This is a genomic window from Alphaproteobacteria bacterium (genome assembly GCA_041396705.1).
Classification (GTDB): Bacteria; Pseudomonadota; Alphaproteobacteria; order CALKHQ01; family CALKHQ01; genus CALKHQ01.
This window is the reverse complement of the sequence record JAWKYB010000016.1, coordinates 20,442-39,303: the sequence shown is the minus strand read 5'-3', so window position 1 is coordinate 39,303 and position 18,862 is coordinate 20,442. Positions and strand designations below refer to the sequence as shown.

The following is an 18,862-nucleotide window of genomic DNA, read 5'->3' as shown; positions in this document are numbered from 1 at the left end:
ACCTGCGAATGACCGATTTCGCCACGCTCGACGATCTCGACTGCCGGGGCAAGCGCGTCCTGCTGCGCGTCGATCTGAACGTGCCGATGCAGGACGGCAAGGTGACCGACAGCACGCGGATCGACCGGGTGGCGCCGACGATCCGCGCCCTGCGCGACCGGGGTGCACGGGTGGTGCTGCTCGCCCATTTCGGCCGGCCGAAGGGCAAGCCGGTGGCCGACATGTCGCTGGCCCCGGTCGCGGCCGCCGTCGGCGCGGCGCTCGGCGGCATCGCGGTCGCCTTCGCCGACGACTGCGTCGGCGCCGTCGCGGCCAAGGCGGTGGCGACCCTGGGCGACGGCGACGTGCTGCTGCTGGAGAACCTGCGTTTTCACGCCGGCGAGGAGGCCAACGACCCGGCATTCGCCAGGGCGCTGGCGGAGCTGGGCGACGTCTATGTCAACGACGCCTTCTCGGCCGCCCACCGCGCACACGCCTCGACCGAGGGCCTCGCTCACCTGCTGCCGTCTGCGGCCGGCCTTGCGATGGCGGCGGAGCTGAAGGCGCTGGATGCGGCGCTGGAGCATCCCGAGCACCCGGTGATGGCCATCGTCGGCGGGGCCAAGGTTTCGACCAAGATCGACCTGCTGTCGAACCTCAGCGCCAAGGTGCAGGTTTTGGTGATCGGCGGCGGCATGGCCAACACCTTCCTGCATGCCCGCGGCTTCGACGTCGGCGCCTCGCTGCACGAGGCCGACCTCGTCGACACCGCGCGCAACATCATGGTCGACGCGCGCAACAACGACTGCGAGATCGTGCTGCCGGTGGACGCGGTGGTGGCCAGGGCGCTGAAGCCGGGCGAGGAGACCAGGATCGTCAAGATCAGCAAGGTGCCGCATTCCAAGATGATCCTCGATGTCGGCCCGCACTCGGCCGAGACCATCATCCACACCATGCGCACCTGCCGCACCCTGCTGTGGAACGGTCCGCTCGGCGCGTTCGAGACGCCGCCGTTCGACGCCGCCACCAACGCGGTCGCCCGCGAGGCGGCGGACCGGACCAGGAAGCACGGGCTGGTCAGCGTGGCCGGCGGCGGCGACACGGTGGCGGCGCTGGCCCATGCGGGCGTGGTCGGCGATTTCACCTATGTCTCGACCGCCGGCGGCGCCTTTCTGGAGTGGCTGGAGGGCCGCGAACTGCCCGGCGTGGCCGCGCTGAAGGCGGCGAAGGCGCGGCGGTAGGGCGCGAGAGCCGCGCGCGCCCCGGCCGCTCAGCGCTGGTCCAGCTTGATCTCGATCCGGCGGTTGGACCGCAGCGAATCGGCGTCCTCGCCCGGCACCAGCGGGTGGTACTGGCCGAAGCCGGTTGCCGCCAGGCGGCTGGGCGGGATGCCCCGCTCGATCAGGAACTCGACCACCGAGATGGCGCGTGCGGCCGACAGCTCCCAGTTCGACGGGAACTCGCGGGTGTTGATCGGCAACACGTCGGTGTGGCCGTCGACCCGCAGGATCCAGTCGACGTCGTCGGGGATCGTCTCCGATATCTCCAGCAGCGTGTCGGCCAGCTGGGCCAGTTGGACCCGGCCCTCGGGCCCCAGCCGGGCCTCGCCGGAATCGAACAGCACCTCGGACTGGAACACGAAGCGGTCGCCGACCACCCGCACGTCGTCGCGGTCGCCGATCGCCTCGCGCAGGCGGCCGAAGAACTCCGAGCGATAGCGCGACAGCTCCTCGACCCGGTCGATCAGCGCCATGTTCAGCCGGCCGGACAGGTCGGTGATCTCGGCGTCGCGGGTGGCGATCACGGTTTCCGCATCGGTCAGGGCGACCGTGATGCGCGACAGCTCGGCGCTCAACCGCCGGATCTCGGCATTGAGCGCGTCGATCTGCGCGCTCGCCTCGGCGGAGTCGGCCTGGGCGGTGTCGAGCGCGGCCTCGAGTTCGCGGTTGCGGGTGCGCGCATCGCTGAGGTCGTCGTACATCGCGCGGGTATCGGCGCTGGCGGTGGCGACCCGGCTGGTCATCTCCGCCAGTTCCGACGCCATCCGCGCCCGTTCCTCCTGGCTCAGCGCCAGCGAATCCTGGGCCGCGGCAAGCTGTGCGCTCATGTCGTCGATCTGCGCCTGCAAGGCGTCGCGCAACGCGCTCAACTCGCCGATCTCCGCCAGCCGCGCCTCGATCGCCGCGTCGCGCTCGGCCAGCGATCGCTGGCGGACGGCCGCCGCTGCGTCGAGCGCGTCGTTTCTTGCGATCAGCACGTCGATCTGCGACTGCCGCTCGTCCAGGTCCGAGACCAGCTGGTCGCGCAGGGCGAGCAGCGCGGCCACCTCGCTCTCGCGCCCGTTCAGGTCGGTCTCGAGCTGCGTCCGCAGCGCGATCAGGGCCGCGAGTTCGCCGCGCACCTCGTTCAGCTCGCGCTCGCGCGCCGCGATCATGTCGGTCAGCCGGTCGGCCTGCTCGACCAGCGCGGCGATGCGTTCGTCGCGTTCGCCGAGGTCGGTGCGCAGGCTGTCGCGCTGTTCGGTCAGCTCGGCCAGCGCGGCGTCGCGCTCGGCCAGTGCGGACGCGAGCGCGCTCTGCTCGCTGTTCAGCGCGTCGAGCGCGGCCTGCAGCTCGGCCAGCTTGGCGGCCAGCAACTCGCGCTCCGCTCCGCCCGATGCCAGTGCCGTGGCGGCTTCGTCGCGCTCGGCGGTCAGCTGGGCGATCGCGGCGTCACGCTGGGTGAGGGCCAGCTGCAGGGCGCTGCGCAAGCCTTCGGCCTGGGCGAGCGTGGCCGCCTGCTCCTGCAGGTCGCCGGACAGCGCGTCGCGCGCCGCCTGCGCCTCCGCCAGCGCCCGCTCGCGATCTGCCAGCGCCTGCGCCATCGCGTCATGCTGCTCGGCGGCCAGCTCGAGCGCGGCGTCGCGCTCCGCCAGGGCCTCTGCCAGCGCCTCGCGCGCGGCGGCGACGTCGACCAGCTCGGCCGCGACCGCTTCGCGTTCGCCGGTGATCGATGCGATGGCGGCATCGCGCTCGGCCAGCGCGCGGGCGAGGTCGCGGGCATGCTGCTCGGCCAGCGCCAGCGCGGCCTCGCGCTCGGCGAGGGCGGAGGCCAGGGCATTCCGCGCCGCGGTCATCTCGTCCAGCGCGGTGCTCTGGTCGTCCAGCCGCTCGGTCAGCGCATCCTCGCGCGCCACCGCGCCGGCAACATCCTGCTCCAGCGCGTCCAGCATCGCCGTCTGGTCCTGCAGCTGGGCGGCGAGCGCATCGGCCCGGTCGATGATGGAGGCCAGCGCGGCGTTGCGCTCGGCCAGCGCCTGGGCGAGGCTCTGCCGGGCCTGTTCGGCCGCCAGCAGGGCGTCGTCCCGGTCGGCGATGACCGCCTGCAGCGTCTGCTCGCGGGTCTGCAGGGCGGCGATCTCGTCGCTGCGCTCGGCCAGTTCGGCGTTCAGCTGGTCGCGCAGCGCGGTCAGCGCCACCAGCTCCTTGCGCAGGTCGGCGATGGCGCCGCGGTCGGTGCTGGCCTGGCTGCGCATGTCGGCGGTGTCCGCCTCCAGGGCGGCGATCTGCTGCGACTGGTCGGCGATCCGGTCGGTCTGCTCGGCAAGCCGCTGCTCCAGCTGGTCGCGCAACGCGGTCAGGGTAACGATCTCCTCGCGCAGGCTGTCGCGTTCGTCGTCGCCGGCGGCGACGGCGTCGCTCAGCGCGCCCTCCCGCGCCTGCAGCAGCGCGATCTGGCCGTCGCGCTCGGCGACGTCGGCGCGCAGGGCGTCGCGCAGCGCGATCAGCACGGCGACCTCCTCGCGCAGGCCTTCCACCGTTTCCGTCCGCGCCGCCAGTGCGTCGTTCAGGCTGTCGATGTCGGCCTGGGCCTGGGCCAGCTCCGCCTCGCGTGCCGTGAGCGCGGCGTCGAGGTCGTCGCGGGCCGACCGCAGCTCCGCGGCCTGGCTTCGGACCTGATCCAGCAGTGCCGCCAGCGCAGCCTGCTCGGCGGTGGCGCCGGCCAATTCGTCGCGCAGGCTGTCGCGGTCGGCCGCGACCTCGGTGGCGCGCAGCGTCAGTTCGTCGAGCGCCTGCGACAGGTCGGCCCGCTCGGCGTCGGTCGAGGCCAGCTCGTCCTGCAGCGCGGCGAGCTCCGCCTGCCGGGCGGCGAGGTCGGCGGCCAGGGTGGTGCCCTGCTCGCGCTGCATCCGCAGCAGCACGCCAAGCTCGACGATGCGGGCCTCCAGCGCCTCGCGCGCCGTGCCGAGCAACGCGATGTCGGTGATCAGCCGGTCGCGCTCGGCCGACAGCGCGGCAACGTCCGCCTCGGCAGAATCGGCCCGCGCCGTGGTATCGGCCAGGCGCTGGTGCAGCACGTCGCGCTCGGCCACGGCGGCCTCCAGGTCGCTGCGCAGCTGGTCGCGGGCGATCACGGTGGCGTCGAGCTCGGCGGCCAGCGAGGCGCGCGCCGCCTCGGTGCTGTCCAGCCGGGTGGCAAGCTGGTCGACGGAGAGGCGCAGGTTGGCGCTGGTCTCGCGCTCGAGCGCCAGCATGTCGTTGAGCTCGTCGACAAGCTGGCCCATCTCGGTCAGCCGCTCGTCGCGGCCGGCCAGGGTCTCGTTCAGCGAGAACTGGGCGATGGTGAAGATCAGCAGCAGGAAGATGATGACCATCAGCAGCGTCGACAGGGCGTCGACGAAGCCCGGCCAGATGTTCGGCGTCGAACGCCTTGCGCGCGTCAGACCCGGCATGGGTCGCTCACTCCGCGTTTGCCGTCGGTGCCGCCTGCGGCGGACGCGCCCGGCTCATCGGCCCGCATGGCGTGCCGGCTCAGGCGCTGGCCTCGTCGGCGAGCGCCGCGATGGTGCGGGCCAGCATCTTGATCTCGCTGCGGATCTCCTGCACCGAATCCGCGCGGCCCGATGTCATCTCCTCCAAGAGCCGCGCCGCATAGACCTCGAGATTGCGGATGTGGGCCCGCGATTCGTCGTCGATGCCCAGCGCGCCGCCGGAGACCGCGTCGCCGAGCCGGGTCAGCACCGGCTTCAGCTCGACCTGGGTTTCGGCGATGCGACGCATCAGCGTCTGCTCCGCCCGCATCTGGTCGGTCAGCGTGGTCAGCCGCTCGGTCAGCGCCATCAGGTTGGCGTTGGCGGTCAGCCGGCTCTCCTCGCCGCGGGTGATGGTGCGCTGCAGGTTCTCCAGGCTGTCGGCGGTCTGCTCCAGCAGGGCCTGGATGTAGGCCGGGATGTGCTGGTCGCCGTCGCCGGTCAGCGCCGATGCGCTCGACAGGCGGGTGACGCTGGACAGCCACTCCTCCAGGTCGTTGTAGAAGCGGTTGCGCGCCTGGCCGGCCTGCAGCTCGAGAAAGCCCAGCGCCAGCGAGCCGGCCAGGCCGAACAGCGACGACGAGAACGCCGTGCCCATGCCGGCGACCGGCTGCTCCAGGCCGAGCTTCAGGTCGTCGAACATCGCGGCCAGGTCGGAACTGGCACCGACCTCCAGGCTGTCGATCACGTCGCCGATTGCGCCGACGGTCTGCAGCAGGCCCCAGAAGGTGCCGAGCAGGCCGAGAAAGACCAGCAGGCCGATGATGTAGCGCGAGGTCTCGCGCGATTCGTCCAGCCGCGAGCCGATCGTGTCCAGCAGCGAGCGCAGCGAGATCGCCGACAGGCTGACCCGGCCGACGCGGTCGCCCAGCATGGTCGCCATGGTCGACAGCAGGCGCGGCGGGCGTCCGGGCGGTGCGGCGCCGGGCTCCAGGCCGCGATAGGCCTCGACCCAGGCGACTTCCGGCCCGATCTGGATGACCTGGGCGAAGATGAACACCACGCCGATCAGGAACACCCCGACGATCACGCCGTTGAGCACGGCGTTCGCCATGAACGCCGGTTCCAGCACCGGCAGCAGGGCACCGGCCAGGGCCAGCACGGCGACCAGGAAGATCGCCATCCGGACCAGATAGCGCCAGGGGCGGGTCATCTGCGTCAATCCGTTCGGCCCGTCCGGCACATGGCCGGCGTCACCCCGCGGCACCGGCTATTGCGAGACCAGGACCAGATCGACACGGTCGCGGGGCGGATCGATGCGGTGGCCGAGCGCGCGCACGTCCATCCGCGGGCCGCGGATCCCCTGGTCGATCAGGTAGGTCCGCACGGCCAGGGCACGCGACAGCGACAGGCGGCGCGCCTGGCTCGCCTCTTCGGCGCTGCCTTCCGCATAGGCGCGAATGGTCAGCCGCAGCGACTCGTCGGCCAGCATCTGCTGGGCGATGGCGGCGAGCTGGCCCTGCGACGCGGCCGGCAGCTCGCTCTCGTTCGCCGGGAACGCGATGCTCAGTGCCACGGTCTCGCCGTCGGCGGCCGCGCTCGGCGGGGTCTGGGTCGGAACCGGCGTCGGCGGCGGCGCCACGTCTTCGGTGGAGGCCGTCTCGGTCGGCGGCGGCGGGGGTGGCGGCACCACCTCCACCTGCTCGACCGGCGGCGGGTTCGGCGCCGTCGTCTCGGTGCTGCGCGTCGACGGCGTCGGCGCCGGCGGCGGGCTCTGCGGCGTCGCCGGCCGGGTCAGTTCGGGCGCGGCCGTGGCCACCTGCGTGTCGGTCGGCGGCGGCGGCGGCGGCTGCAGGATCTCCTCGACGCTGCGCCCGCCATTGTCGGTCACCGGCGGCGGCGACGGCGGCGCGGGCGGGGTCGGCGGCGCCGCCGGCTCGCTGACGATCACCGGCACGCGATCCGGCCCGGTCGCGCCGGTCGAAGCCGGCGGCGGCGGCGGCGCGATCTGCGGCTGCGCGGGCGGTGTCGGCGTGGTGGTCTGGGCGGCCGCGATCTGTGGCGTCGTGGTCGGCACCGACTGCACGGTGGCGACCGGGGCCGACGGGATCGCGCCGGTGGCGATGCCGACCTGGGTCTGGGCATAGCCGGGCGCGGCAACGCCCGGCTGGATGTACAGCTCCGAGCGCGGCGTGGACGGACCCGGCACCAGCAGGCCGCCGGCCTGGCCGTAGGCGCCGCTGCGCCCGCCGCCCTGCTGCGGCGCGGCGCCATAGGCGACGGCACCGCCATAGACCTGCTGCGGCGGCGCGTATTGCGGCACCGCCTGCACGCCGGGCTGGCCGGCGATGCCGGCATAGAACGGCGCCTGGTAGCCGCCGCCGATCACGCTGCGGTCGTAGACGATCGACCCGCCGCCGACCACCGACGTCCCGCCATAGGCCGGCGCATAGCCGGGCGACTGGTATTGCGCATAGGGGACCTGGTAGCCGCCGCCGCCGCCCTGCAGCGCGGAATAGGGCACCGGGCCGCCGGCGAACGGGTTGTATGGCTGGTACTGGGCGTGGGCCGGCGCGGCGAGGACGAAGCCGGCCGCCGTCGCGCTGGCGAGCAGGGCCAGGCGCAGCGCCGGCCGACGGCCCGCATGCGCGCCGCCGCCTGTCGTGCCTGTGAGAGCGGGTCGCGACCTGTGCGCCATCGTCGGCATCCCATCTGCTGTCGCCTTGCGCGGAACCGCGGTCGCGGCGACCCCTGCCGTGGGCCGCGCAACGAGGCGGTTGCCGCCAGCCGTCAGAACGTAGCGGCAATACGGCGAAACTATGACGAATCGCTCAGTAACCTAGACGACTCGGCGTCCAGGCGCAAACCTGCCCTCAGCGTTTCCGCAGGCCGCGCAGGGTCTTGACCATCGCGGTGTGCAGGGTCGGGTTGGCCGCGATCACGCCCTGGCCGGACAGCGGCGTGGCGGCGCCGGTGATGTCCGAGACCGTGCCGCCCGCCTCGCGGATCAGCACGATGCCCGCCGCCATGTCCCACGGCGCCAGCCCGTTCTCCCAGAAGCCGTCGAACCGGCCGGCGGCGACATAGGCGAGGTCGAGCGCAGCGGAGCCCCAGCGGCGCACGCCGCTGGACGCGGCGGTCATCGCCTCGAACTCGGCCATGAACGCGGCGCGGTGGCCCGGGTCGAAGGCGCGGGCCGGCGCCAGCCCGGTCGCCAGCATCGCGTCGGCGAGCTGGCGGCGGCCGCCGACGCGCAGCCGGCGGTCGAGCGCGCGGCGATCGGCGACATAGGCGCCGACCCCGCGTTCGGCCCAGAACAGCTCGTCGCGCAGCGGGTCGTAGACCACGCCGGCGACGACGTCTTCGCCCTGCTTGAGCCCGATCGAGATCGAGAAGTGGGGCAGGCCATGCAGGAAGTTGTTGGTACCGTCCAGCGGGTCGACCAGCCAGACGTGCTCGCCGTCGCCGCTGATCGCGCCGCCTTCCTCCAGCAGGAATCCGAAATCGGGCCGGGCCTTCGCCAGTTCCTCGCGGATCAGCTTCTCGGCGCGCAGGTCGGCCTGACTGACGAAGTCGCCCGGTCCCTTGCGCGACACCTGCAGCTGCTCGATCTCCCCGAAGTCGTGCACCAGGCTGCGCGCGGCCTTGAACGCCGCCTTGGCCATGACGTTGATCAGCGCGGTGCGGCGCGGGGTCGGATTCGGCATGGTGCGGGTCTTTCGGTTGCGAAATGAAGCGTGCACCGCGGCCCCGGGCCGGGCCCGGGCAGCCGCGGCCTAAGGCGCCGGCGCCGCGAATCTCGGCCCGGGTCAGTCCCGCGCGCGCTCGACGTAGCTGCGGTCGGCGGTGTTGACCACCACGCGGGTGCCGGTCTCGATGTGCGGCGGCACCATGATGCGCACCCCGTTCTCCAGCAACGCCGGCTTGAACGACGACGAGGCGGTCTGGCCCTTGACCACGGCGTCGGCCTCGACGATCTCCATCACCACGGTCGGCGGCAGGGTGACCCCGATCGGCTCGCCCTCGTAGCTCTCGACCGTCACCACCATGCTCTCCTGCAGGAACGGCACGTTCTCCTCGCCGATCATGTCGGCGCTCAGCGAGATCTGCTCGTAGGTCTCGGTGTCCATGAAGGTGTAGGCGTCGCCCTCGGCATAGAGATACTGATAGTCCTTCTCGTCCAGCCGGGCGCGCTCCACCGTCTCGGAGGCGCGGAAACGCTCGTTCAGCTTGGTGCCGTCGCGCAGGTCCTTAAGCTCGACCTGCATGTAGGCCGGTCCCTTGCCGGGCTTGACGTGCTGGATCTTCACCGCGCGCCACAGCCCGGCCCTGGTAGTCGATCACGTTGCCGGGCCGGATTTCGTTGCCGTTGATTTTCATCGATGTGTCCGTCATTTCCCTCGCAGGGCGCTGAGGCTTATAGCGGGCGGCCGGGCCCGGTTCAATGGCGGCGCGGGATCAGCCGGCAAGCGCCGCGGCGATCTGTGCGTTGAAGGCCCGGACGGCTGCGCCCGGTCCTCGGGGATGCTCCCACACCGCGCTGACCACGGCCAGGAAATCGGCGCCGGCCTGGACCAGCACGCCGCAGTTTTCCGGCGTGATGCCGCCGATGGCGACGCAGGGGATCTCGAAGATGTCCTGCCACCAGGTCAGCAGCTCGGGCGATGGCGCGAATTTGCGCTCCTTGGTCCGGGTCGGGAAGAAGGCGCCGAAGGCGACATAGTCGGCGCCGCGTTCGGCTGCCTCCATTGCCAGGTGGCGGCTGTCGTGGCAGGTCACGCCGACGATGGCCTCGTCGCCGACCAGGCGCCGGGCCTCCGCGTAGGAAGCGTCCTCCTGGCCGATATGCACGCCGTCGCAGCCGGTCTCGGCCGCCAGGTCCGGCCTGTCGTTCATGATCAGCGCCACGTCGCGGTCGTGGCAGACCGGGCGCAGCGCGTCGGCGGCGCGCCGGATCGCATCGTCGTCGACGTCCTTCAGCCGCAGCTGCACGCAGGCGACGTCGCCGGCGTCGAGCGCCTCGGTCAGACGCTCCGCAAAGCCCGCCGGCTCGAGCGTCGCCGGCGTGACGAGGTAGAGCCGGCAGGTCCGCTCCGTGCCGCCGGTCGGGGCTTCGCTCATTCCCGTCCCTGGTAGATGCGGATCAGCCGGTCGAGCAGCGCGCGGGCGTCGTCGTAGGAGCGCTGGAAGCTGTTGCGGCCGATGATCGAGCCGTTGCCGCCGCCGTCGCGGATGTCGCGCGCATCCTGGAACACCGCGTCGGCACCCTTGGCCGCGCCGCCGGAGAAGACGACGATGCGCCGCCCGGCGAAGCAGCACTCCACGATGTGCGCGACCCGCTGGGCCTGCGTCTTGATGGCGATCTTCTGCGACTGGTAGACCTTCTTGGCCTCGGCTTGCTCCAGGTGGTCGGTCGGCAGCTTGACCTTGACGATGTGGGCGCCGAGCAGGCAGGCCATGTGGGCGGAATAGCCGACCACGTCGATGGCGGTCTCGCCGTCCTTCGACATCGCGCCGCGCGGATAGGCCCAGACCACGGAGGCGAGCCCGCAGGCCTTCGCCTCGGCGATCATGTCGCGGACCTCCTCGTACATGTCGTAGGTGGCGTCGACGCCCGGGTAGATGGTGAAGCCGACGGCGCAGCAGCCGAGCCGCAACGCATCCTCGACCGAGGCGGTGACCGCCTGGTCCTGCACGCTGGCGGGCAGGGTATTGGCGCTGTTCATTTTCAGGATCAGCGGCACCGCGCCGGCATAGCTGTCGGCCCTGCCTCCAGCGCACCCGAGCGGCGCGGCATAGGCGTTCAGCCCGGCCTCGACCGCCAGCCGGAACAGATAATGCGGGTCGTAGGCGACCGGGTTCGGGGCGAAGCTGCGTGCCGGACCATGCTCGAAGCCCTGGTCGACCGGCAGGATGATCATCTTGCCGGTGCCGCCCAGCTTGCCGGCCATCAGGATGCGAGCCAGGTTGGTCTTGGTCCCGGGATTGTCGCTCTCGTAGTTCTGCAGAATGCGGCGAACCCGTTGCGTCACGCGCATGGCCGATGCTCCCGATCGTGGCGGCGGCAGATGTGGGCGCGTTGGTATCGGGCGCGCGCGGCGGCGCGCAAGCGAAAAAGCCGTCAGGATGCGGGGGCGAGGCCGAATGCCGCCCGGCAGGCGGCATGCACGTCGGCGACCGCTGCCAGGTCGATCGCGTCGGGCGGCGCGGTCAGGATCGTCGCGCCGGCCTGCGCCGCCAGGTCGGACAGTGCCGGCAGGGCAGGGCAGTCGGCCGCAACCACGAGGCGGCGCAGGCCGACCGAGATGGCCTGCAGCGCCCGGCCCGTGGCATCGGTGCAGTCGAGGATCGCGCCGATCGCGACGTCGGGGCATGCCTCCCGCGCCTGGTCGACGACGGCGGCGAACCAGCCCACCCCGGCGGACTGAGCGCAGCCGGCGGCGCTGACCAGGGTCACCGGCCGGCCCGCGGCCCGGGCGGCGGAACATGCCGCCAGGGCCTGGGGCAGGCCGTGGACGATGAAAGCGGCGGCTTCGGCGGTGGCGGGCTCACCGGCCCGTCATGCGCCGCCTGACGCCGCTGGCAAGGTCCGATCAGGCGGTGTGTCCGACGGGCTGCCGGGTCTTGGCGCGATCGGCGACGGTGCGGCGGCCGATCAGCAGGCGACCCAGGGCGCGCAGCGCATGCGCCATGTACGCGGCGCGCAGCGCGGCCGCGGGCCACATAGGCGGCGATCGTCTCGTGGGTGATCGCGGCGGGTTCGAGGCTGGCTTCTTGCCGGTTCATCGCAGGTCTCCAACCGAGTGTCAGGACCTCTAAGCTAGGGGTACGCCAGTGCATTGTGCAGCGCACAAAACGCATGGCTGCCATGCGTGTGAACCGCCGAGAAGGCAAGACGACGCCAAGGTTTCGGCGGCCCGGAGTGCCGCTCAGTCCCACCGCGTCTGGTCGTCGGCCCATTGCACCGACCGCACCGCCGGCGCGGGCGCGCCGTCCTCCGCATTGCCCGACTGCGGGATCGGGCCCGGCTTGGCGAACAGCCAGCCCTGGGCGAGGCGGACGCCGAGCCGGCACAGCCGGGTTGCCTGGTCTTCGGTCTCGACGAATTCGCCGATGGTGTCGATCTTCAGGCTGTGGCACAGGGCGGCCATGCCGCGCATGATCTGGGCGTCGCGGCGATTCTGCAGCATCTTGCGGACATAGGCGCCGTCCAGCTTGACGAAGTCGAGGTGGAGCGCCTGCAGATAGTCGAACGACGCGCCGCCGGCGCCGAAGTCGTCGAGGCAGACCAGATGCCCGTCGGTGCGCAGGGCCTGGATCACGGCATCGGTCTGCCGCAGATCCTTCGCCTTGTACGATCCGGTGATCTCGAACAGCAGGCGCCGGCGCAGGGCCGGCTCGGTCGCGAGCAGGGCGCGCAGCGCGGCGACGAACAGATCGCCTTCAAGCGACCGCGCCGACAGATTGACGGCGATGCTGAGCGGTTCGGGCCGGTCGGCGTGGGCCCGCAGCGTGGCGAGGACCCGACGAACGACGGCGAGGTCGAAGTCCTCGATGATCCCGACCTGCTCGGCGAAGGTGATCATCTCGAATGGCGAGGCACCACCTTCGAAACGGGTCAGCGCCTCGTAGTGGTGGACGGCGCGGGTCTGCAGCTCGACGATGGGCTGGAACGCCAGCGTAAAGGCGTCCTCGGCGATGATGCGACGCAACGCCCCGATCCGGCCGACCGTTTCCTGCAGGCGCTGTTGGATGCCGTCCTCGAGCGAGCGGATGTCGAATTCGCGGGCGTCGGCGTCGATGAACCGGTTGACGGCATAGCGGATCGCCTGGGCAGCGTCCTGGTGGCCGAGCACCGGCCCGTGCAGGGCGACGGTTTCTTCGACCAGTCCGGCCTGGCCGGTCGGGTCCACGTCGCTCAGCAGGCCGCGCAGGCGCCCCATCAGCTCCGCGACGCCCGTGCCCGGCGTGAAGACGACGCCGTACTTGTCGTCGTCGAGCTGGCCGGCGGAGTCGCCGCCGAGCGAATAGGCCTGCAGCACGCGCCCCAGCTCGTGCATCAGGTTGGCCAGCTCCGCGTCGCCGATGCGCTGGCGCAGCTGGTCCAGGCCCTCCAGCCGCATCAGCGTCAGCGCGGCTTCCTGGCCGGAATCCTGGATCAGGCGGATCTGGTCCTCGACCAGCCGGGTGAAATCCTCGCAGCAGAGCAGGCCGGTGCGTTCGTCGCGGGCCACGCCGGCGTGGCGGGCGCTCGGGATCATCACCCGCGCGGCGGTCAGATAGGCGTGGCCGGGGTCCTGCGGCAGCTTGAACCCGGACATGTGCACCAGGGCGCCGGCCAGGACGAAGCCGACCGGCAGCGGGTTCATGCGATGGCCGGGCTTGACCGTGCCCAGGGCCTCGGCCAGGGCCTGACGGTCCTGGCGGCTGACCAGGTCGAGCAGGCGCTTGCCGGGAATCGCGTCGGCGCGCAGGCCGACCAGTTCCTCGGTCGCGCCGGTCACGAACGTGACCACGCCGATCCCGTCCACCTCGATCAGAACGTCGGACGCGGCGAACGAGAAGGCGACGAAGCGGCGCCAATCGCGGTCGTTTCCGGGACTTCCAAGCGGAACTGGCATTGGCGACCTGTGAATTCTCAATTATACCAAATGATCGATGGAATATCTCCGCGCGACTTGCGGTAGCGAAGAGCTTCCGCGACCAATACTACGTCGCCGGCATTAATTGTTGGTTGCAGCGGAGGGCGCCGCCGGCGCCGGATCAGGCGATGCGGCGGTTGCCGGCCTGGCGCGAGCCAGCGGCGCCCGGCTTGCCGGGCGGAGGATCTGTGCCGCGGGCTCTTCGCTGGGCCGGCCGAACAGATAGCCCTGGCCGTAGTGGATGCCGATGACGCGCAGGCGGTCGGCCTGTTCCTCGGTCTCGACGAACTCCGCGATCGTCTCGACGCTCAGATTGGCGCAGAGATCGGCCATCGCCTTCAGGATGTGCGCGTCGCGGTCGTTCTTGATCATGCGCCGGACATAGGTGCCGTCCAGCTTCACATAGTCGACCTGGACGTTCTGGATGTAGTCGAACGAAGCGCCGCCGCCGCCGAAGTCGTCGAGGCACAGCAGGTGCCCGTCGGCGCGCAGCGACTGGATGACGTTGTCCATCCGCTCCAGGTTGCGCACCTTGTAGGACTCGGTCACCTCGAACATCAGGCGGGCGCGCAGGTCGGCGTCGCCGGCATTGTCCTCGCACAGCTGTTCCAGGAAGCTGTCGCTTTCCAGCGACCGCGCCGAAAGGTTGACCGCGATCCTGAGGTCCGGCGACGTCAGGCTCTCGTTCCACAGGAAGTCGCGCACCTTGCGGGCGACCGCCAGGTCGAGGTCCTCGATGATGCCGACCTCCTCGGCGAACACGATCGCCTCATAGGGCGACTCGTCCTTCCTGAAGCGGATCAGCGCCTCGTGGTGAACCACGGTGCGGTCCGCCAGCGATGCGATCGGCTGGAAGGCGAGGCTGAACGACTGGCTGTTGATCGTCCGCTTCAGCTGCTCGATGCGGCCCGCCGTCTCGCCGGCCAGCCGCTCGATGCCGGTTTCGATCGAGGCGATGTCGAACTTGGCGGCGTCGGTCTCGACGAAGCGGTTGACGGCATAGCGGATCGCCTGCACCGCCTCGCGCTCGTTGAGCGTGTGGTCGCCGAGGTCGATCGTCCGCTCCAGGAAGCGGGCGTCGCCGGCCGGGTCGGCGCGCTTGATCAGCTCGCGCAGCTTGGCGGCCATGCCGGCCATCACCTCGGTGTGGTCGTAGACGATGCCGTACTTGTCCTCGGACAGCCGCCCGGCGGAATCGCCGCCACGCGAGTAGGAGCGCAGCAGGGTTCCGAGCTCGGCATAGAGCCGGCTCGCCTTGCGGCCGTCCAGCCGCTTCTGCAAGCCCTCGAGGTCCTCGATCTGCAGCAGCGTCAGCGCACCGGCCTGGCCGGCGGTGCCGAGCAGCCTGATCTGATCCTCGACCATGGCGGAAAAGTCGTCGCGGCCGAGCAGGCCGGTCTGCTCGTCGCGCGTCGCGGCGGTCCGCGGGTCGATGGTCGAGATCGCACGCGAGCCGGCGAGGTAGATGCGCTGCGGATCGTCCGGCAGCTTGAAGCCGGACAGCCTGATCATCGTCCGGCCAAGCACGAAGCCGATCGTGCGCTGTTGCATCCGGCGCCCGGGCTGGAGGCTGGCCAGCACGTCGGCGATGTGCGCCCGGTCGGCGGACGAGACCAGGTCGACGAACCGCTTGCCGAGCAGCTGCGCCGGCGTCATGCCGATCAGCTCTTCCGCCGCACCGGTGATGAATGCGATCTGCTGCGCGGCGTCCAGCTCGATCAGGACGTCGGAGGTGGCGAAGGAAAAGGCCACATAGCGGCGCCACTCACTGGGTTGAGCTGGGCTGGAGCCGGTTGCTTGCATCGGGGTCCCGTCGCGGACGGGCAGGATCATGCCGCAGCGCCGGACCGTGCGGCGCCGGACCCTGCCGGACCCCAATCAACCTAGGCCCTTCGTATTAATTGCCCGTTAGTGCGGCGGCGCCCGAGCGACGGTTCGGCGGCCTGCGTCATTCGGCAGCGGCGGCCTGCGGCACCTCTTTGCCGTTGCGCCAGGCGGCAAGCAGTGCGGCCTGTTCCGCCCGCACCGCGGCGACATGCCGCTCCTTCACATGGCCGTAGCCGCGGATGCGTTCCGGCAGAGCGGCGATCTGCGTGGCCAGGGCGTGGCCGTCGTGGGAAAGCCCCGCGATCAGATCCGCCACCACAGCCTCGTAGTCGGCGATCAGCTGCCGCTCCAGCCGGCGCTCCGCGGTGCGGCCGAAGATGTCGAGCGGCGTGCCGCGCAGGCCCTTCATCCGGGCGAGCAGGCGCAGCAGCCAGATCGTGCGCGGCCCGTATTCCTTCTTGCGCGGCCGGTCGGTGTCGGGGTCGCGGTCGGCCAGCAGCGGCGGCGCCAGGTGGAACTTCAGCCGCCAGTCGCCCTCGAACTGCTCGCGGATGCGCTCGAGGAACGCACCGTCGGTGTAGAGCCGCGCGACCTCGTACTCGTCCTTGTAGGCCAATAGCTTGAAGTAATAACGGGCGACCGCCTCGGCGAAGCCGGTCATGCCGGGCGCCTTGTCCGCTCCGCCGCGGCGGCGCGGTCGACCAGCGCCCGGTAACGGGCGGCATAGCGGGCATTCTGATAACCGGTGAGGAATTCGACCCGGCGCGCGACGACATCGGCGAAGTCGGTTGCGATGTCGATCGCCGGCGCCTTGTTCGCCGGCGGACGCGCCAGCCTCTGCACCGCCGGCATATCCACGGCCGCGCGGCGGCCCCACTGGAAGGCGCGCTTGTTGGCCTCGACCGCGACCGCATTGAGCTCGATCGCGCGCATCAGCGCCTCCTCGCCCACCGGCACCAGTCCCTTCTGCCAGGCGTAGCCCAGCATGAACGGGTTGGTGGCGATGGAGTTGCCGAGCAGGGCGGTGGCCAGCCTCGTGGCCGAAACGAACTCGGTCGCCGCCGCACCGACGGCGTCGGCGATGGTTGCGCGCAGGCCGTCGTCCGGAAACCGGAAATCGGGATTGCGGGTAAAGGCGCCGGTCACCGTGCGCTCGTCGTTGACGATGGCCCGGGTCTCGCCGGCGGTGGCCTTGGCCAGGGTGTCGAAGGCGGCCGTGGTGACGATGTCGCAGCCGAGGATCAGGTCGGCGCCGCCGGCGGCGATGCGCACCGCGTGCAGCGCGTCCGGGTTGTCGGCGATCCGGATATGGCTGACCACCGCGCCGCCCTTCTGCGCCAGCCCGGTCATGTCCATCACCGAGCAGCCCTTGCCCTCGAGATGGGCGGCCATGCCGATCAGCGCGCCGATGGTGACGATCCCGGTGCCGCCGATGCCGGTGACGACGATGCCGAAGGGCTCGCGCGTCGGCGGCAGCTGCGGGTCGGGCAGCGGCGCCGTCCACTGCTCGGCCGGCGTCGCCGCACGGGCCAGCGTGCGCGGCTTGCGCAGGGCGCCGCCCTCGACGGTGACGAAGCTGGGGCAGAAGCCGTTCAGGCAGGAATAGTCCTTGTTGCAGCTCGACTGGTCGATGGTGCGCTTGCGCCCGAACTCGGTCTCCAGCGGCACGACCGAAAGGCAGTTGGACTGGGTGGAGCAGTCGCCGCAGCCCTCGCAGACCCGGTCGTTGATCACCACCCGCCGGGCCGGGTCGGGGAAGGTGCCGCGCTTGCGCCGGCGCCGCTTCTCCGCCGCGCAGGTCTGGTCGTAGATGATGACGCTGACGCCCTCGGTCTCGCGCATCTCCTTCTGCACCGCGTCCAGCTCGTCGCGGTGGTGAAAGGTGGTGCCCGGCGCGAAATGGGTGCCGATCGGGTACTTGCCGGGCTCGTCGCTGACGATGGCGATGCGCCGGACCCCCTCCGCCTCGACCTGGCGGCTGATCATCGGCACGGTCAGCGGGCCGTCGACCGGCTGTCCGCCGGTCATCGCCACCGCGTCGTTGTAGAGAATCTTGTACGTGATGTTGACGCCGGCGGCGACCGCGGCGCGGATCGCCATGATGCCGCTGTGGAAATAGGTGCCGTCGCCCAGGTTGGTGAAGACGTGCTGCATGGCACTGAATGGCGCCGCACCGGTCCAGGCGACCCCTTCGCCGCCCATCTGGCTGAAGGTGATGGCGTTGCGGTCCATCAGCACCACCATGTAGTGGCAGCCGATGCCGGCCAGCTGCAGGCTGCCGTCCGGGATCTTGGTCGAGGTGTTGTGCGGGCAGCCGGAGCAGAAGTGCGGCGCGCGCACCAGCGGCGCCGGCCGCGCGTCCAGCGCCTTCTCCTTCTGGTCGAACCAGGCCAGCCGGCGCGCGATGCTTTCGGACCGGACGCCGAGGCCCTCCAGCCGCCGCGCGATGGTGCGGGCGATCCGCGCCGGCGTCAGCTCGCCGTTCGACGGCAGCATCCAGGCGCCGGCCTCGTCCTTCTTGCCATGGACCCGCGGCCGGCGGTCTGCCGGCAGGTTGTACAGCGCCTCCTTCAGCTGGGTCTCGATCAGCGCCCGCTTCTCCTCGACCACCAGCACCTCGTCCAGCCCGGCGCAGAAGCCGCCGATCGCGGTGGGTTCCAGCGGGAACGCCATCGAAACCTTGAACAGGGCGATGCCCAGCCGCGCCGCCTCGGCCTCGTCGACATGCAGGTCGTCGAGGGCCTGGCGGACGTCGAGGTAGCTCTTGCCCGAGGTGACGATGCCGAGCCGCGCGCCGTTCGGTCGCCAGATCGTGCGGTCGAGGCCGTTGGCGCGGGCGAAGGCCAGCGCCGCCGGGATCTTCACCTGGTGCAGCCGCTTTTCCTGCTCCAGGAACGGGTCGGGAAAGCGGATGTTGGCGCCGTCGGGCGGAAAGGCGAAGTCCTCGGGCAGCACGATCGACACCCGGTGCGGGTCGACCGCGACCGAGGCGGCGCTGTCCATGGTGTCGCCGACGCACTTGAAGCCGACCCAGCAGCCGGAATAGCGCGACATCGCGAAGCCGATCAGGCCCAGGTCCATCAGCTCCTGCACGCCGGCCGGGTGGAACAGCGGCATGTTGGCGTCGACGAAGGCGAAGTCCGACTGGTGGGCCGTGGTCGACGACTTGGCCTGGTGGTCGTCGCCGGCCAGCGCCAGCACGCCGCCATGCGGCGCGGTACCGGCCAGGTTGGCATGCTTGAACACGTCGCCGGAGCGGTCGACGCCGGGGCCCTTGCCGTACCACATGGAAAAGACGCCGTCGTATTTCGGCGCCGGGAACAGGCCGACCTGCTGGGTGCCCCAGATCGCGGTCGCGGCCATGTCCTCGTTGACGCCGCCACGGAACACGATGTGGTGCCGCTTCAGGAACGCCTGTGCCGCCCACATCTGCTGGTCGACGCCGCCCAGCGGCGAACCGCGATAGCCCGACACGAAGCAGGCGGTGTTCAGCCCCGCCGCCTCGTCGCGCCGGCGTTGCATCATCGGCAACCGCACCAGCGCCTGGGTGCCGGTCATGAAGACCCGGCCGTCCTCGCTCTCGTATTTGTCGTCCAGGCTGACGGCGACCAGGGCCATGCGGCGATGCCTTTGCTTGGCAGGAAAGCTTGGAACTATATCTAGCGGTCGCAGGCGGCAAAGGCCA

The 18,862-nt window shown here is 71.1% G+C and carries 11 protein-coding genes and 2 pseudogenes; 1 reads left to right on the top strand and 12 read right to left on the bottom strand.

Going from position 1 to position 18,862, the window contains the following annotated elements; genetic code table 11:
- The first annotated feature begins 8 nt into the window (after nt 1-8).
- A complete protein-coding gene (locus R3F55_20665; protein MEZ5669801.1) occupies nt 9-1,220 on the top strand; it encodes a phosphoglycerate kinase in 1,212 nt (403 codons plus the stop codon).
- Nucleotides 1,221-1,249: 29 nt separating this feature from the next.
- Here R3F55_20665 and R3F55_20660 read toward each other — a convergent pair whose 3' ends face one another.
- The 12 genes and pseudogenes from R3F55_20660 to R3F55_20605 form a co-directional block, all read right to left on the bottom strand.
- Nucleotides 1,250-4,690: a peptidoglycan -binding protein gene (locus R3F55_20660; protein MEZ5669800.1), complete on the bottom strand. Its 3,441-nt coding sequence runs from the start codon at nt 4,688-4,690 to the stop codon at nt 1,250-1,252.
- 79 nt (nt 4,691-4,769) lie between these two features.
- Nucleotides 4,770-5,921 (bottom strand): flagellar motor protein MotA, encoded by a 1,152-nt coding sequence (locus tag R3F55_20655; GenBank protein ID MEZ5669799.1) that lies wholly within the window; start codon nt 5,919-5,921, stop codon nt 4,770-4,772.
- A 57-nt stretch (nt 5,922-5,978) separates the two neighbouring features.
- Complete coding sequence (locus tag R3F55_20650; GenBank protein MEZ5669798.1) at nt 5,979-7,406, bottom strand: OmpA family protein; 1,428 nt, start codon at nt 7,404-7,406, stop codon at nt 5,979-5,981.
- Between the two features lie 175 nt (nt 7,407-7,581).
- Complete coding sequence (locus R3F55_20645) at nt 7,582-8,415, bottom strand: inositol monophosphatase family protein (GenBank protein ID MEZ5669797.1); 834 nt, start codon at nt 8,413-8,415, stop codon at nt 7,582-7,584.
- 102 nt (nt 8,416-8,517) lie between these two features.
- Nucleotides 8,518-9,088: pseudogene (efp, locus tag R3F55_20640) on the bottom strand (elongation factor P).
- 78 nt (nt 9,089-9,166) lie between these two features.
- Complete coding sequence (gene thiE / locus R3F55_20635) at nt 9,167-9,829, bottom strand: thiamine phosphate synthase (GenBank protein MEZ5669796.1); 663 nt, start codon at nt 9,827-9,829, stop codon at nt 9,167-9,169.
- Nucleotides 9,826-10,746: a class I fructose-bisphosphate aldolase gene (locus tag R3F55_20630; protein MEZ5669795.1), complete on the bottom strand. Its 921-nt coding sequence runs from the start codon at nt 10,744-10,746 to the stop codon at nt 9,826-9,828. The genes thiE and R3F55_20630 overlap by 4 nt, the downstream gene beginning before the upstream one ends.
- An 83-nt stretch (nt 10,747-10,829) precedes the next feature.
- Nucleotides 10,830-11,165: a hypothetical protein gene (locus R3F55_20625; protein MEZ5669794.1), complete on the bottom strand. Its 336-nt coding sequence runs from the start codon at nt 11,163-11,165 to the stop codon at nt 10,830-10,832.
- 136 nt (nt 11,166-11,301) lie between these two features.
- A complete protein-coding gene (locus R3F55_20620) occupies nt 11,302-11,433 on the bottom strand; it encodes a hypothetical protein (GenBank protein ID MEZ5669793.1) in 132 nt (43 codons plus the stop codon).
- Nucleotides 11,434-11,637: 204 nt separating this feature from the next.
- Entirely contained in the window at nt 11,638-13,329 is a 1,692-nt protein-coding gene (locus R3F55_20615) for an EAL domain-containing protein (GenBank protein ID MEZ5669792.1), read from the bottom strand.
- Between the two features lie 102 nt (nt 13,330-13,431).
- The gene (locus tag R3F55_20610; GenBank protein MEZ5669791.1) at nt 13,432-15,102 is read right to left on the bottom strand and encodes an EAL domain-containing protein; all 1,671 of its coding nucleotides are present in this window, start codon (nt 15,100-15,102) and stop codon (nt 13,432-13,434) included.
- A gap of 196 nt (nt 15,103-15,298) precedes the next feature.
- Nucleotides 15,299-18,795, bottom strand: a pseudogene (locus R3F55_20605) (indolepyruvate ferredoxin oxidoreductase family protein).
- Between the last annotated feature and the right edge of the window lie 67 nt (nt 18,796-18,862).